The following is a 14,759-nucleotide window of genomic DNA, read 5'->3' as shown; positions in this document are numbered from 1 at the left end:
ACTACCTGTCTGAAGGTTTCGTGCTGCCACGCTGCCAGGGGTGAGCCCAGCTTGGCGATGGGTTCATGGCCATCAGCGCGCACGCAGGCGCTTGTACAACGTGGTGCGGCTGATGCCGAGGCGCCGTGCGACCGCCGACAGGTTGCCGTTGGCTTGTTCGACCAGCATCTGCAGGTCCGTCTCTTCGGCCGCCACCAGCACCGCCATCGGCGACTCGGCCAGAAAGCCCGCAGGCAGGTGCTCGACGCCGATCGCCCCGTTGCCCGCCAAGGCCAGCGCAACTTGCAGCACGCTTGCCAGTTCACGCAGGTTGCCTGGCCAAGGGTGTTGATCCAGCAGGTCGATAATGGCCGGGGGCAGCCGCGCAGGTTGCCCGGGGTCGCGAAAACGGGCATGCACCTGCTCGATCAACTGGCGCCGGTCACCGCGCTCACGCAGCGGTGGCAGTACCACGGCCAGGCCGGCGATGCGGTAATACAGGTCCTGGCGAAAGCGCCCGGCGCGCACTTCTTCGGCCAGATCGCGGTTGCTCGCCGACACCACCCGGATATCCACCGGCACTGGCTCACCACTGCCCAGCGGTTGGATGCTGCGCGACTGCAGCACACGCAGCAGGCGTGCCTGGGTAGGCAGTGGCATGTCGCCGATTTCATCGAGAAACAGGATGCCGTGGTCGGCCTTGCGGATCAGCCCCAGGTTGCCCTTGTGGTGCGCGCCGGTGAAGGCGCCTTTGTCGTAGCCGAACAGCTCCGACTCCACCAGTTCGGCCGGGATCGCTGCACAGTTGACGGCCACCAGTGGCTGATTGGCGCGGCTGCTGGCGCGGTGCAGGGTGGCGACGAACACTTCCTTGCCTACGCCGGTTTCACCTTGCACCAACACCGGGATGTCCTTTTCCAGCAACAGGCCGGCCTGTTGCAAGGCCTTGTCCAGGCGCGGTTCGCCACTGTCGGCTTCGGGGCGGCGGGCTGCTTCGCGTGGGGGTGCCATTGGCAATGAAAGCGGTTGCGCCCGGTAGCCTGAAGGGCAAAGGCCTGTTCTCGGGGATGGTTGAGCAGCTGTTGCAGGGGCAATTGGAACAGCTGCTCGATGTTCTGCCGCAGCGGGTTGCCGCCGAGCAGGCTGTCGGCCCGGTGATTGGCGGCCAGCACCTGCCCGCGCTCGTCGAATACCAGAAGGCCGGCCCAAGGGCTGTCGAGGTTGTCGGAGGCGCTATTGAAGATCAGTTGCGCATGCCGGTCGGCATGCGCGGCGAGGATCAGCCGGTTTTCCAGGCTCTGGCCCATCATGCGCACCAGGCCAAGTACCTGGCTGGCCGGCAGGTAGCCGTCGCTGGCGACGTCGAGCACCCCGACCAGCTGCCGCGCGGCGTCGAACAGGGGGGCGGCGGCGCTGGACATGTAGCGGTTCTGGCGCAGGAAGTGTTCGTCCTGACCGACGTGAATCGCCTGGGCGCACACCAGGGTGGTGCCCAGGGCATTGGTGCCGACACCATGCTCGAGCCAATGGGCGCCGGGGCTGAAACCATGCTGCTGGCTCGGTTCGATGAACCGCCGCGACCCCCAGCTATCGAGCACGCAGCCGCTGGCATCGGCCAGCATCACCAGGTAGCTGGCGTTGCCCAGCAGGTGCGCGTATTGCGGCAGCACTTCTTCGCGGGTCAGGCGCAGCAGGGCCTGGCGCCGTTCCAGCAGGGCGCTGAGCTCGGTGCGGGTCAGGCAGTCGAAATCCGGCGCGTGCTGCGGCTGCAGGCCGTGATCGCGGCAGCGGGCCCAGGAAGCCTGGATCAGTTGGGCGTGGGTCGAAGCGGATGCGGCCATGGGCCTGTCCTGTGTGGTTGTTGTTATGGGCCGACCGCTGTTCAGTGTTGTCCACGGGTGTTCATTGTCAAACCGGCAAGTGTTCAGTTGTTCAGTGATTGTGTTCACGTGTGAAGCCGCGATTTGCCAACGCTGGCACCCAGGCCCCGGACCAGAGCACCGGGGGGACGACTGGCACGGAACTGGCTGTGCACGGCAGACAACAATCACAAGAAGGCCACGCCATGTCCCTGGTGCTGGAGCAGGTCAGCCGCAGCGTCGATAACCAGCCCTGGATCGTCGAGGCCTCGCTGCGTTTCGAGCCCGGTTCATTCAATGTGCTGCTGGGCCGCACCCTCGCCGGCAAGACCAGCCTGATGCGCCTGATGGCCGGGCTCGACCGCCCGGATCGGGGCCGCGTGCTGATGGATGGCCAGGACGTCACCGGGGTACCGGTACGCCAGCGCAATGTGTCGATGGTGTATCAGCAATTCATCAATTACCCGACTTTGAGCGTGTATGAAAACATCGCCTCGCCGCTGCGCCAGGCGCGCATGGCCGAGGACCAGATCCGCCGGCGGGTGCAGGAAACCGCCGAGATGCTGCGCATCGAAACCTACCTGCAGCGTCTGCCGCTTGAACTGTCCGGCGGCCAGCAGCAACGCACGGCGATGGCCAGGGCGTTGGTCAAGGATGCCTCGCTGATCCTCTTCGACGAGCCATTGGTCAACCTCGACTACAAGTTGCGCGAAGGCCTGCGCCAAGAGCTGCGCGAGCTGTTCGCGGCGCGTCATTGCATTGCTGTGTACGCCACTACCGAGCCTAACGAGGCGCTGGCGCTGGGCGGCACCACCACCCTCGTTCACGAAGGCCGGATCGTGCAGAGCGGGCCCACCGCCCAGGTGTATCAGCGCCCGGGCAGTGTGCTGGCTGCCGAGCTGTTTTCGGAGCCACCGATAAACCTGGTGGCCGGGCGTATCAGTGGCAACGAGGTGAGCCTGGCCCAGGCCGTGCACTTTGCGCGCAATGCCGACTTGCAGCCGCTGGCCGAAGGCGACTACCGCTTTGGCGTGCGACCCAGCCATATCACCCTGGTGCCGGCCCACGACGATGACCTGGAGCTGGCGGTGCTGGTGGAACTGGCTGAGATCAGTGGCTCGGAAACCTTTCTGCATGTGCGCAACGAATACTGGCGCATGGTCCTGCACCTGCCCGGGGTGCACGAATACCCGGTGGATACGCCGATACGGGTGTTCATCCCCACGCACAAGCTGTTCGTCTTCGACAGCACCGGGGTGCTGGTGCAGGCCCCGGGGCTGCGCCAGGCAAGGAGAGGCTGATGGCCGAAATCCGCCTGCGCCAACTGGCGCACAGTTACAACCGCCAGCCCACCGGCGAGGCAGACTATGCCCTGCACGCACTGGACCATGTGTGGGAGCAGGGCGGTGCCTATGCCTTGCTCGGGCCATCGGGCTGCGGCAAGTCGACCTTGCTCAATATCATTTCCGGGCTGCTGACGCCGTCCCACGGCGAGGTGCTTTTCGACGGCAAACCGGTCAACCAGTTGTCACCGCAGGCGCGCAATATCGCCCAGGTGTTCCAGTTCCCGGTGGTGTACGACACCATGACGGTGTACGACAACCTGGCTTTCCCCTTGCGCAACCAGGGCCTGGACGAAGCCCGGGTGCGTGCCCGGGTGGAAGAAATTGCCGAGGTGCTGGACGTGGCTGCCGTGTTGCGCAAGAAAGCGCGCAACCTCAGTGCCGACGAAAAGCAGAAAGTCTCCATGGGGCGGGGCCTGGTGCGCGATGACGTGTCGGCGATCCTGTTCGATGAGCCGCTGACGGTGATCGACCCGCACCTGAAGTGGAAGCTGCGGCGCAAGCTCAAGCAGATCCATGAGCAGTTCAATATCACCATGATCTACGTCACCCACGACCAGCTGGAGGCCTCCACCTTCGCTGACAAGATCGCGGTGATGCACGGCGGGCGCATCGTCCAGTTCGGCACCCCGCGCGAGCTGTTCGAGCGGCCGCGGCATACGTTCGTCGGCTATTTCATCGGCAGCCCGGGGATGAACCTGATCGACGTGCACACCGAGGCGGACGCAGTAGTGTTCGGCGATGTCCGCCTGGCGCTGCCCGACGGCCTGCGCGAGTGCCTGGCGGCGACAGCGGGTGGGCGACTGCAGGTGGGCATTCGCCCGGAGTTCGTGCAGCTGTGGGACAGCCCGTTCGATGATGCCCATCCAGCGCGGGTGCTGGATGTCGAAGACCTGGGTACCTACCGTATCGTCACCCTCGAACTGGGCGGTGTCGCGCTGAAGGCGAGGCTGGGCGAGGACCGTCCGTTGCCCGTGGACCAGGCCTGGGTCAGCCTGCCGGCGCAGTGGCTGATGCTGTACGTCGACGATGTACTGTTGGAGGCCGGACCATGAACAAGGTGCCGAACAACAAGGCTTGGTGGCTGGTGCTACCGGTGTTCCTGCTGGTGGCGTTCAGTGCGGTGGTGCCGATGATGACGGTGGTCAACTACTCGCTCCAGGACATCTTCGACCAGTCAAACCGCTACTTCGTCGGTGCCGACTGGTACCGCCAGGTGCTGCGTGACCCGGCGCTGCACGATGCGCTGCTGCGCCAGTTCATCTACTCCGCCTGCGTGTTGCTGATCGAGATCCCGCTGGGGATCGGTATTGCCCTGACCATGCCAACCAAAGGCCGTCTGGCCTCGGTGTGCCTGATCGTCATGGCGATCCCGTTGCTGATCCCGTGGAACGTGGTCGGCACCATCTGGCAAATTTTCGGCCGTGCCGACATCGGCCTGCTCGGCGCCACCCTGGCCAAGCTGGGGGTCAGCTACAACTACGCCGGCGACCCGTTCGACGCCTGGCTCACCGTGTTGGTGATGGATGTGTGGCACTGGACCTCGTTGGTGGCATTGCTGTGCTATTCGGGCCTGCGCGCCATCCCCGACGTGTACTACCAGGCCGCCCGCATCGACCGTGCCTCGGGCTGGGCGGTGTTCCGCCATATACAGCTGCCCAAGCTGAAGAACGTGCTGCTGATCGCGGTGATGCTGCGTTTCATGGACAGTTTCATGATCTACACCGAGCCGTTCGTGCTGACCGGTGGCGGGCCGGGCAACGCTACCACGTTCCTCAGCCAGACCCTCACGCGCATGGCCGTGGGGCAGTTCGACCTGGGCCCCGCGGCGGCGTTCTCGCTGGTGTACTTCCTGATCATCCTGCTGGTGTCGTGGCTGTTTTACACAGCCATGACCCATGCCGACAAGGACTAGGCCATGAGCATGCGCAAATCGCTGGCCCTGCTGCTGTACTTCTTCTTCCTGCTGGTGCCGATCTACTGGCTGCTGAACATGTCGTTCAAGAGCAATACCGAGATCCTGGGTGGCCTGACCCTGTGGCCGCAGGCGTTCACCCTCGACAACTACCGGGTGATCTTCACCGATGCCAGCTGGTACAGCGGCTACCTCAACTCGCTGTACTACGTGTGCCTGAATACCCTGATTTCGCTGCTGGTGGCGTTGCCGGCGGCGTATGCCTTTTCGCGCTACCGCTTCCTCGGCGACCGCCACCTGTTCTTCTGGCTGCTGACCAACCGCATGGCACCACCGGCGGTGTTCCTGCTGCCGTTCTTCCAGCTGTATTCGTCGATTGGCCTGTTCGATACCCATATCGCCGTGGCCCTGGCCCATTGCCTGTTCAACGTGCCGCTGGCGGTGTGGATCCTGGAGGGGTTCATGTCGGGCGTGCCCAAGGAAATCGACGAAACGGCTTACATCGACGGCTACAGCTTCCCGCGCTTCTTCGTGAAAATCTTCATTCCGCTGATTGGCTCAGGTATCGGCGTCACGGCATTTTTCTGCTTCATGTTCTCCTGGGTCGAACTGCTGCTGGCGCGCACCCTGACCTCGGTGAACGCCAAGCCGATTGCCGCGGTGATGACGCGCACCGTGTCGGCATCAGGCATCGACTGGGGCGTGCTGGCGGCGGCGGGGGTACTGACCATCTTGCCGGGCATGCTGGTTATCTGGTTCGTGCGCAACCATGTGGCCAAGGGTTTTGCCCTGGGCCGGGTGTGAGGAGGGCAACGCATGGAGTGGATGGCCTGGACCTTGCCGACGGCGCTGTTCTTCGTCGCCGTGGGTTTGTTGCTGCTGGGCATGACCCTGTTTGAACTGCGCCGCCCCTGCGTGGAACGACGGGGTTTCTTGCCGCTGGTCACCAGCCGTGGTGACCGCTTGTTCATCGGCCTGCTGGCCAGCGCCTACCTGCACCTGCTGGTGGTCGGCGTCAGCGACTGGCCAGTGTGGGTGGCCTCGCTGCTGTCGCTGGCGTGGCTGGTGGTGGTGCTGCGCTGGGGCTGAGCAAGTGGCCCTTTGGGATAACTGAAACGGGAGATCACAATGTTCGATAACAAGCACAACAGGCGACATTTGACCTTTGCCGCGTTGCTGGTACTGGCCAGCCTGCACGGCACTGCCTGGGCCGACCAGTACGAAGATGCAGCAAAAAAATGGATCGGCAGCGAGTTCAAGCCGTCGACCCTTACCCCGGAACAGCAAATGGCTGAATTACAGTGGTTCATCAAGGCCGCCGAGCCATTCCGTGGCATGAAGATCAATGTGGTGTCGGAAACCATCACCACCCACGAGTATGAATCCAAGGTGCTGGCCAAAGCCTTCAGCGAGATCACCGGCATCCAGCTGACCCACGACCTGCTGCAGGAAGGCGATGTGGTGGAGAAACTGCAGACGCAGATGCAGTCGGACAAGAACATCTACGACGGCTGGGTCAACGACTCCGATTTGATCGGTACGCACTTTCGCTATGGCAAGGTGGAATCGATTACCGACCTGATGGCCAACGAGGGCAAGGCCTACACCTCACCGACCCTCGACCTGAAGGATTTCATCGGTATTTCCTTCACCACCGCGCCGGATGGCAAGGTCTACCAGCTGCCCGACCAGCAGTTCGCCAACCTGTACTGGTTCCGCGCCGACTGGTTCGAGCGGCCTGAGCTGAAGGCCAGGTTCAAGGAGAAGTACGGCTATGAATTGGGTGTGCCTGTAAACTGGTCGGCGTATGAGGACATTGCCAAGTTCTTCACCGAAGACGTCAAGGAAATCGACGGCAAGCGTGTCTACGGGCACATGGACTACGGCAAGAAAGACCCCTCTCTGGGCTGGCGCTTCACGGACGCCTGGTTTTCGATGGCTGGCGGTGGCGACAAAGGTTTGCCTAACGGCCTGCCGGTGGATGAATGGGGCATTCGCGTGGAGGACTGTCATCCGGTGGGGTCCAGCGTGACCCGCGGCGGCGACACCAACGGGCCGGCCGCCGTGTATGCCACGCAGAAGTACGTGGACTGGATGCGTGCCTACGCGCCCAAAGAGGCCCAGGGCATGACCTTCTCCGAAGCCGGCCCGGTACCGGCGCAGGGCAACATTGCCCAGCAGATATTCTGGTACACCGCGTTTACCGCCGACATGACCAAGCCAGGCTTGCCGGTGGTTAATGCCGACGGCACGCCGAAGTGGCGCATGGCGCCTTCGCCGAAGGGGCCGTATTGGGAGGAGGGGATGAAACTGGGCTACCAGGACACCGGCTCGTGGACGTTCTTCAAGTCCACCCCCGAGAAGCAACGCCTGGCGGCGTGGCTGTATGCCCAGTTCGTCACCTCCAAGACCGTGTCGCTGAAAAAGACCATCGTCGGCCTGACGCCGATTCGTGAGTCGGACATCAACTCCCAGGCCATGACCGAGCTGGCGCCCAAGCTGGGCGGGCTGGTGGAGTTCTACCGCAGCCCGGCGCGGGTGCAGTGGACGCCGACCGGCACCAACGTGCCGGATTACCCGCGGCTGGCGCAGCTGTGGTGGAGCCATATCGCGGAAGTGGCCAGTGGCGAGAAGACCCCGCAGCAAGCCCTGGATGGCCTGGCCCGCGACCAGGACCGCATGATGGAACGGTTGCAGCGCTCCAATGCCCAGGCAACCTGTGCACCCAAGATGAACCCAGAGAAGGACGCCCAGTATTGGTTCGACCAGCCGGGCGCACCGAAGCCCAAACTGGCCAACGAAAAACCCAAGGGCGAGACAGTCAGCTACAACGAACTGCTGAAGTCGTGGGAGGCGGCGCGCAAGTGATCGGCTGAGCACCGCGTTGGCTTCTTCGCGGGCTCGCCCGCTCCCACGGGCACCGCACCGCTCACAAGGGTTGCGGGGTTCCTGTGGAAGCGGGCAAGCCCGCGAAGGAGGCCGGCAAGGCCAATGCATAAATCACAGGCAAAAAAAACGGCACCTGCCTGAGGTGCCGTTTTCGCATCACGCGCTATTACTTATGCAGCTCTTCAGCGGCATACAGCGTGTTTTCCAGCAGGCACGCCCGGGTCATCGGCCCGACGCCACCCGGCACAGGGGTGATCCAGCCCGCGCGCGGCAGGGCGGTCTCGTAGACCACGTCGCCCACCAGCTTGCCGTCTTCCTGGCGGTTGATGCCCACGTCGATGACGATGGCGCCTTCCTTGACCCATTCACCCTTGACCAGGCCCGGCTTGCCGGCAGCCACAACCACCAGGTCGGCACGCCCGACATGGCCGGCCAGGTCCTTGGTGAAGCGGTGGCAGACGGTCACGGTGCAGCCGGCCAGCAGCAGCTCCATGGCCATCGGGCGGCCCACGATGTTGGAGGCGCCGACGATCACCGCATCCATGCCGTACAGGTCCTGACCCGTGCTTTCCAGCAGGGTCATGATGCCTTTCGGTGTGCAGGGGCGCAGCAGCGGGATGCGTTGGGCCAGGCGGCCTACGTTGTACGGGTGGAAGCCGTCCACGTCCTTGTCCGGGCGAATGCGCTCGAGCAACAGCGAGGCGTCCAGGTGCTCCGGCAGCGGCAGTTGCAACAGGATGCCGTCTACGGCCGGGTCGTCATTGAGGCGATCGATCAGCTCGGTCAGGGCCTGCTGCGAGGTTTCGCTGGGCAGGTCGAATGCCTGCGAAATGAAACCGACCTCTTCGCAGTCCTTGCGCTTGTGCGAGACATAGACTTGCGAGGCGGGGTCGGTGCCGACCAGGATCACTGCCAGGCCCGGCGTACGCAGGCCTTGCTGGCGACGCTCCACGACACGTTGAGCGATCTGCTTGCGCAGGCTGGCGGCGATCGCCTTGCCATCGATTAGGTGTGCAGTCATAGACGCGTGATTAACCATCGAGAAGGAAACAATAAAGAACGCATATTCTCGCACGACACGCGCCAAGGGCAAAGGCGGGTGGTCGGGCAAATCCCCTAACCCCTTAAATAATTTAAATTTTTTTGAAAAAGGTGTTGACGACTTTCGGGGTCGCCTATAAGATTCGCCGCACTTGTCGGGCACAGCCTAGCACTGGTTGGCTAAGTCGGGCAGAATGAGTGGTTTAGCAGTTACCTGTTAATGACTCGTTCGGTTAGGCTTCAAGCTTAAGCGCCCGTAGCTCAGCTGGATAGAGCATCCGCCTTCTAAGCGGATGGTCGCAGGTTCGAGTCCTGCCGGGTGCGCCATTAGGCAGCATGGGCAAGCAAGTAAGGTTGTAATGCAATATGGTGGGCGTAGCTCAGTTGGTAGAGCGCCGGATTGTGATTCCGGTTGTCGTGGGTTCGATTCCCATCGTCCACCCCATATTCTTCAAAGGCGCCTCGATAGCTTCTGGCGCCTTTGTTTTAAGCGTTACGCGGACGTGGTGAAATTGGTAGACACACTGGATTTAGGTTCCAGCGGCGCAAGCTGTAAGAGTTCGAGTCTCTTCGTCCGCACCATGCTTCTGTAAAGCTGTACCGCAACATCGCAAGACCGCAATATGGTGGGCGTAGCTCAGTTGGTAGAGCGCTGGATTGTGATTCCAGTTGTCGTGGGTTCGATTCCCATCGTCCACCCCATATTCCAGAAAGGGCGCCTTGATCGTGAGATCGGGCGCCTTTTTGTTTTGGGTCTTGGTGAGTGGCAGTTCGTTCAGGCGGGGGCGCGCTCTGGTATCAGGCGCACCTCTACGCGTTGCCCGAGGGCTCGTGCTGCGCTGGCCAAGGTTGCCAGTGTCATGCCGGGGTCGTTCTGGTCCAGTGCGCGGTCAACTGCAGTTCGGCTTGTCTGCATGCGCTCGGCCAGTGCCTTCTTGCTGACTTTCTGCGCTTTCATGGCTTCGGCGATCTGCCAGGCGATCACGCGCTTGAGGGCGGCTGCAGATACTGTTTCGGCAAGCTGCTCATTTGCCAGAAACTCATCGAAGTCGGTGCCGATATGTGGATTCATTGCTGGTGCCTCTCTATGGCGGCTTTGCGCTGCCTGGCGGTGGCCAGGTCCGGTGCTGGTGTTTTCTGGCTTTTCTTGATGAAGCCGTGAAGCAGGATCATGGTGTATCCCTCCACGGTAAAAAGAACCCGGGCGGTTTGGTTTGCCAGGTTTACCCTGGCCTCCCATAAACCTTTATCAAGCTTTCTGACAATGGGCATGCCTAGCGGCCAGCCAATTTGTATTGTCTTGATCTCGGTGCCAATCAGGTGTTTGTCCGCGCGCTGGAGAGAGTCCAGCCATTCGCGTACGGGCTCATTGCCAGCTTCGGTGCGGAAGAAGCGGGCTTTCAGTGTCGGGTCGTTCCTGTCCATGGAAGTGTACCAAAAAAGGTGCTCCATTCAAGCCTGGGCTGCTCGCTCGTGCCATAGGGCCTTTCCTGGGGTGGTGTAGGACTGGTGGACGGATGAAAAATCAATGCGTGCCGCCCCCTTGCAATCCTCTAGTGGCATCCCAATAAAAGCTGTTAGATTTCAGCCGGTTGAAACGCCGGCCTGTTTGGCCGGCAGAGGAACAGCCCAATGATCGCAAAAGAATCCCGTCAGGCCCTGGCGCTACAGCGCTTTGCCGAGGCCAACCCGCAGTTGCTCGAAGAGATCCGCGAGCTGGATGCGCGCGAGCAGGCGCAACAGATCGAGTGGGCGTTCGAGGATGCGGCCGAGGAGCAGGGCATACAGCCCTGGGAACTGGCGCTGCAATTGATTGCCGAGAGCCCGGAGCAGCTGCAGGCCATGCGCCTGGAGACGCACCGCGAGGTGGCCGAGGCGCTGGGGATGGAGTGGGAAGAATATTGCCAGTTCAACGAAATCGAACCTGAATAAAGGAAGCGAATTCGCCACTGGCAGTTGTTTGACAAGGTATTTCGGCTGCAGGGCGCTACCGGCGTCGTGCAGCCCCTATTGGAAGCAGGCCTGGCGGTATGCCGTACGGGCCTTGAAAGTTAATCGACCGGCGTGGTTTCCCGTCGTCCCGAGTGGGGTGACTTCTGCTGCGCGACTCACTAGAATGCTTGCCCTTGATTCTGGAGTCGGGCTAACGCCGGCTAACGTCTGTGCAACGAGGAATATCCATGCAAGTTTCTGTTGAAAACACTTCCGCTCTCGAGCGCCGCATGACCATCGCCGTTCCGGCCGAGCGCGTCGAGAACGAAGTCAACAAGCGTCTGCAGCAGACTGCCAAGCGCGCCAAGATTGCGGGCTTCCGTCCTGGTAAAGTGCCGATGAACGTGATCCGTCAGCGTTTCGAAGCTGACGCCCGTCAAGAGGCTTTCGGTGACCTGGTCCAGGCTTCCTTCTACGAAGCCATCGTCGAGCAGAAGCTGAACCCGGCTGGCGCCCCTGCTGTAGAGCCGAAGTCCTTCGAAAAGGGCAAGGACCTGGAGTTCGTTGCCATCTTCGAAGTGTTCCCGGAGTTCACCGTTGCCGGCCTCGAGTCGATCAACGTCGAGCGCCTGAGCGCCGAAGTGGCTGACGCCGACCTGGACAAAATGCTGGAAGTGCTGCGCAAGCAGAACACCCGTTTCGAGGCTGTCGAGCGCGCCGCGCAGAACGATGACCAGGTCAACATCGACTTCGTCGGCAAGGTCGACGGTGAAGTGTTCGCCGGTGGTTCGGCCAAGGGCACCCCGCTGGTGCTGGGCTCCGGCCGCATGATCCCGGGCTTCGAAGAAGGCCTGGTTGGCGCCAAGGCTGGCGAAGAGCGCGTTGTCAACGTGACCTTCCCAGAGGACTATCAGAACCTGGACCTGGCTGGCAAGGCTGCCGAGTTCACCATCACCGTCAACAGCGTTGCCGCCCCTGTGCTGCCAGAACTGAACGAAGAGTTCTTCGCCCAGTTCGGTATCAAGGAGTCGACCCTGGAAGGCTTCCGCACCGAAGTTCGCAAGAACATGGAGCGTGAACTGCGCCAGGCGATCAAGACCAAAGTGAAAAACCAGGTCATGGACGGTCTGCTGGCCGCCAACCCGATCGAAGTGCCAAAGGCTTTGCTGGAAAACGAAGTCAACCGTCTGCGCGTGCAGGCCGTTCAGCAGTTCGGTGGCAACATCAAGCCTGAGCAGCTGCCGGTCGAGCTGTTCGAAGAGCAAGCCAAGCGCCGCGTAGTGCTGGGCCTGATCGTGGCCGAAGTGGTCAAGCAGTTCGAACTGAAGCCGGATGACGCCAAGGTTCGCGAGATGATCGAAGAAATGGCTTCGGCTTACCAGGAGCCTGAGCAGGTCATCGCCTGGTACTACAAGAACGACCAGCAAATGAACGAAGTCCGTTCGGTTGTGCTGGAAGAGCAAGTTGTAGATACTGTCCTGCAGAAAGCGACTGTGACCGACAAGTCGGTCTCGTACGAAGAAGCCGTTAAACCAGTTGAGGCGCCTGCCGCTGCTGAGTAACGGGCTTCTCTCGTAGGAAACCCCCACAAGCCAGCCTTCGAGCTGGCTTGTGCGTATTCAAGCCATGACTATTTGGGAGTGAGCGCAGGACATGTCCCGCAATTCTTATATTCAGCAGAGCTCTGACATCCAGGCCGCAGGCGGCCTGGTCCCGATGGTTATCGAGCAGTCCGCCCGTGGCGAACGCGCCTACGACATCTACTCGCGCCTGTTGAAGGAGCGAGTGATCTTCCTGGTAGGTCCTGTAGAAGACTACATGGCCAACCTGGTAGTGGCGCAGATGCTGTTCCTGGAGGCGGAAAACCCGGACAAGGATATCCATCTTTACATCAACTCCCCAGGCGGCTCGGTGACTGCTGGCATGTCGATCTACGACACCATGCAGTTCATCAAGCCGGATGTCTCGACCATCTGCATCGGCCAGGCCTGCAGCATGGGTGCCTTCCTGTTGACCGCCGGTGCCAAGGGCAAGCGTCACTGCCTGCCTAACTCGCGGGTGATGATTCACCAGCCGCTGGGCGGTTTCCAGGGCCAGGCGACCGACATTCAGATCCACGCCCAGGAAATCCTCAGCATCAAGGCGCGTCTCAACGAGCTGCTGGCCTACCACACTGGCCAGGACCTCGAGACCATTCAGCGTGATACTGAGCGTGACAACTTCATGAGCGCCTCGCGCGCGGCCGAGTACGGCCTGATCGACTCGGTCTACGACAAGCGGCAACTGGCCTCCTGAACCGGGGTGCCAGAGCAGGTAGGCGCGCAAACCGCCTACCTGCGGACTTGAAAAAGCCCGCAATTGCCTTCATCTTGTGTTGCAAGCCTACCGGATTGGATCGATCGAATGACTGACACCCGTAACGGCGAGGACAGCGGCAAATTGCTCTATTGCTCCTTCTGCGGCAAAAGCCAGCACGAAGTGCGCAAATTGATTGCCGGGCCCTCGGTATTTATCTGCGACGAGTGCGTCGACCTGTGCAATGACATCATCCGTGAGGAGGTGCAGGAAGCCCAGGCCGAGAGCAGCGCGCACAAATTGCCTTCGCCGAAAGAAATCAGCGGCATTCTTGACCAGTATGTAATTGGTCAGGAACGCGCGAAGAAGGTGCTCGCCGTAGCGGTGTACAACCACTACAAGCGCCTGAACCAGCGTGACAAGAAGGGCGACGAAGTCGAACTGGGCAAGAGCAACATCCTGCTCATCGGGCCGACCGGCTCGGGCAAGACCCTGCTCGCCGAAACCCTGGCACGCCTGTTGAACGTACCGTTCACCATTGCTGACGCCACCACCCTGACCGAGGCCGGTTATGTGGGTGAGGACGTCGAGAACATCATTCAGAAGCTGTTGCAGAAGTGCGACTACGACGTGGAAAAGGCCCAGATGGGCATTGTCTACATCGACGAGATCGACAAGATTTCGCGCAAGTCGGACAACCCGTCCATCACCCGTGACGTCTCGGGCGAGGGCGTGCAGCAGGCATTGCTGAAACTGATCGAGGGCACTGTGGCCTCGGTGCCGCCGCAAGGTGGGCGTAAACACCCGCAGCAGGAATTCCTGCAGGTCGATACCCGCAACATCCTGTTCATTTGCGGTGGCGCGTTCTCGGGCCTGGAAAAGGTCATCCAGGGCCGTTCCACCAAGGGTGGCATCGGTTTTGGCGCAGAAGTGCGCAGCAAGGAAGAGGGCAAGAAGGTTGGCGAGTCCCTGCGTGAGGTCGAACCGGACGATCTGGTCAAGTTTGGCCTGATTCCGGAGTTCGTCGGCCGTCTGCCGGTGCTGGCTACCCTCGACGAGCTGGACGAGGCTGCGTTGATGCAGATTCTCACCGAGCCGAAGAACGCCCTGACCAAGCAGTATGCCAAGCTGTTCGAGATGGAAAGCGTCGACCTCGAGTTCCGCAGCGATGCGCTCAAGGCCGTTGCACGCAAGGCCCTGGAGCGCAAGACTGGCGCCCGTGGCCTGCGTTCGATCCTCGAAGGCGTGCTGCTCGACACCATGTACGAGATCCCTTCGAAGAAGGATGTCAGCAAGGTGGTGATCGACGAGAGCGTCATCGAAGGCACCTCGCAACCGCTGATGATCTACGAGAACAGCGAGCCACAAGCCAAGGCCGCGCCAGACGCCTGATTCAGGCAATGGCTGGTAGTGGTTGCAAGCAAGAAGGGGGCCTACGGGCCCCTTTCTGCTTTTACTGCGCTAGCGCTTGTAATTTCCCAGGCGTGCCCCCACATTAGGTCCAAG

13 protein-coding genes, 4 tRNA genes and 1 pseudogene are annotated in these 14,759 nt (G+C 61.6%); 14 read left to right on the top strand and 4 right to left on the bottom strand.

The annotated features are described in order from the left end of the window. Window positions 1-72: 72 nt before the first annotated feature. Window positions 73-1,820: pseudogene (locus N805_RS13130) on the bottom strand (sigma-54-dependent Fis family transcriptional regulator). Window positions 1,821-2,044: 224 nt separating this feature from the next. On the opposite strand from N805_RS13130, the gene N805_RS13125 reads away from it, so the two are divergent. The 6 genes from N805_RS13125 to N805_RS13100 are packed head-to-tail and all read left to right on the top strand — an operon-like array spanning window position 2,045 to window position 7,964. Further along, window positions 2,045-3,139, top strand: coding sequence for an ABC transporter ATP-binding protein (locus N805_RS13125; RefSeq protein ID WP_019470733.1), 1,095 nt, complete (start codon window positions 2,045-2,047; stop codon window positions 3,137-3,139). Next, the gene (locus tag N805_RS13120; RefSeq protein ID WP_019470732.1) at window positions 3,139-4,236 is read left to right on the top strand and encodes an ABC transporter ATP-binding protein; all 1,098 of its coding nucleotides are present in this window, start codon (window positions 3,139-3,141) and stop codon (window positions 4,234-4,236) included. The genes N805_RS13125 and N805_RS13120 overlap by 1 nt, the downstream gene beginning before the upstream one ends. Continuing rightward, entirely contained in the window at window positions 4,233-5,096 is an 864-nt protein-coding gene (locus tag N805_RS13115) for a carbohydrate ABC transporter permease (RefSeq protein ID WP_019470731.1), read from the top strand. Before N805_RS13120 ends, N805_RS13115 begins: the two co-directional genes overlap by 4 nt. A gap of 3 nt (window positions 5,097-5,099) precedes the next feature. Further along, window positions 5,100-5,900 carry a carbohydrate ABC transporter permease gene (locus tag N805_RS13110; protein WP_019470730.1) on the top strand — a complete coding sequence of 267 codons (801 nt, stop codon included), beginning with the start codon at window positions 5,100-5,102 and terminating at the stop codon, window positions 5,898-5,900. Between the two features lie 12 nt (window positions 5,901-5,912). Beyond that, window positions 5,913-6,185, top strand: coding sequence for a DUF2160 domain-containing protein (locus N805_RS13105; protein WP_019470729.1), 273 nt, complete (start codon window positions 5,913-5,915; stop codon window positions 6,183-6,185). Between the two features lie 39 nt (window positions 6,186-6,224). Next, entirely contained in the window at window positions 6,225-7,964 is a 1,740-nt protein-coding gene (locus N805_RS13100) for an ABC transporter substrate-binding protein (protein ID WP_019470728.1), read from the top strand. A gap of 187 nt (window positions 7,965-8,151) precedes the next feature. On the opposite strand, the gene folD is transcribed toward N805_RS13100, so the two are convergent. Continuing rightward, on the bottom strand, window positions 8,152-9,006 hold the full coding sequence (folD, locus tag N805_RS13095; RefSeq protein ID WP_016500563.1) for a bifunctional methylenetetrahydrofolate dehydrogenase/methenyltetrahydrofolate cyclohydrolase FolD: 855 nt from the start codon (window positions 9,004-9,006) through the stop codon (window positions 8,152-8,154). Between the two features lie 270 nt (window positions 9,007-9,276). On the opposite strand from folD, the gene N805_RS13090 reads away from it, so the two are divergent. The 4 genes from N805_RS13090 to N805_RS13075 all read left to right on the top strand — a co-directional run bounded on the left by N805_RS13090 (window position 9,277) and on the right by N805_RS13075 (window position 9,728). Further along, a tRNA-Arg gene (locus N805_RS13090) sits at window positions 9,277-9,353 on the top strand. A 42-nt stretch (window positions 9,354-9,395) separates the two neighbouring features. Continuing rightward, a tRNA-His gene (locus N805_RS13085) sits at window positions 9,396-9,471 on the top strand. A 52-nt stretch (window positions 9,472-9,523) separates the two neighbouring features. Next, window positions 9,524-9,608 (top strand) — tRNA-Leu (locus N805_RS13080). Between the two features lie 44 nt (window positions 9,609-9,652). After that, window positions 9,653-9,728, top strand: a tRNA-His gene (locus N805_RS13075). 73 nt (window positions 9,729-9,801) lie between these two features. On the opposite strand, the gene N805_RS13070 is transcribed toward N805_RS13075, so the two are convergent. Together N805_RS13070 and N805_RS13065 are read right to left on the bottom strand one after the other, a co-directional pair. Beyond that, a complete protein-coding gene (locus N805_RS13070) occupies window positions 9,802-10,098 on the bottom strand; it encodes an XRE family transcriptional regulator (RefSeq protein ID WP_019470727.1) in 297 nt (98 codons plus the stop codon). Then, on the bottom strand, window positions 10,095-10,451 hold the full coding sequence (locus N805_RS13065; RefSeq protein WP_019470726.1) for a type II toxin-antitoxin system RelE/ParE family toxin: 357 nt from the start codon (window positions 10,449-10,451) through the stop codon (window positions 10,095-10,097). Before N805_RS13065 ends, N805_RS13070 begins: the two co-directional genes overlap by 4 nt. 207 nt (window positions 10,452-10,658) lie before the next feature. Between N805_RS13065 and N805_RS13060 the strand changes: the two genes are divergently transcribed. The 4 genes from N805_RS13060 (at window position 10,659) to clpX (ending at window position 14,645) form a co-directional block, all read left to right on the top strand. Next, window positions 10,659-10,958, top strand: coding sequence for a DUF6388 family protein (locus tag N805_RS13060; protein WP_019470725.1), 300 nt, complete (start codon window positions 10,659-10,661; stop codon window positions 10,956-10,958). A gap of 248 nt (window positions 10,959-11,206) precedes the next feature. Beyond that, window positions 11,207-12,520, top strand: a complete 1,314-nt coding sequence (tig, locus tag N805_RS13055; RefSeq protein ID WP_019470724.1) for a trigger factor — start codon at window positions 11,207-11,209, stop codon at window positions 12,518-12,520. 91 nt (window positions 12,521-12,611) lie between these two features. Continuing rightward, window positions 12,612-13,253: an ATP-dependent Clp endopeptidase proteolytic subunit ClpP gene (gene clpP, locus N805_RS13050; protein ID WP_012271562.1), complete on the top strand. Its 642-nt coding sequence runs from the start codon at window positions 12,612-12,614 to the stop codon at window positions 13,251-13,253. A 108-nt stretch (window positions 13,254-13,361) separates the two neighbouring features. Further along, complete coding sequence (clpX, locus tag N805_RS13045) at window positions 13,362-14,645, top strand: ATP-dependent Clp protease ATP-binding subunit ClpX (RefSeq protein ID WP_016485885.1); 1,284 nt, start codon at window positions 13,362-13,364, stop codon at window positions 14,643-14,645. Window positions 14,646-14,759 lie beyond the last annotated feature (114 nt).

This window comes from Pseudomonas putida S13.1.2, assembly GCF_000498395.2.
GTDB classification, from domain to species: Bacteria; Pseudomonadota; Gammaproteobacteria; order Pseudomonadales; family Pseudomonadaceae; genus Aquipseudomonas; species Aquipseudomonas putida_Q.
The sequence above is the reverse complement of the archived record's forward strand: the minus strand, read 5'-3'. Positions and strand labels throughout refer to the sequence as shown.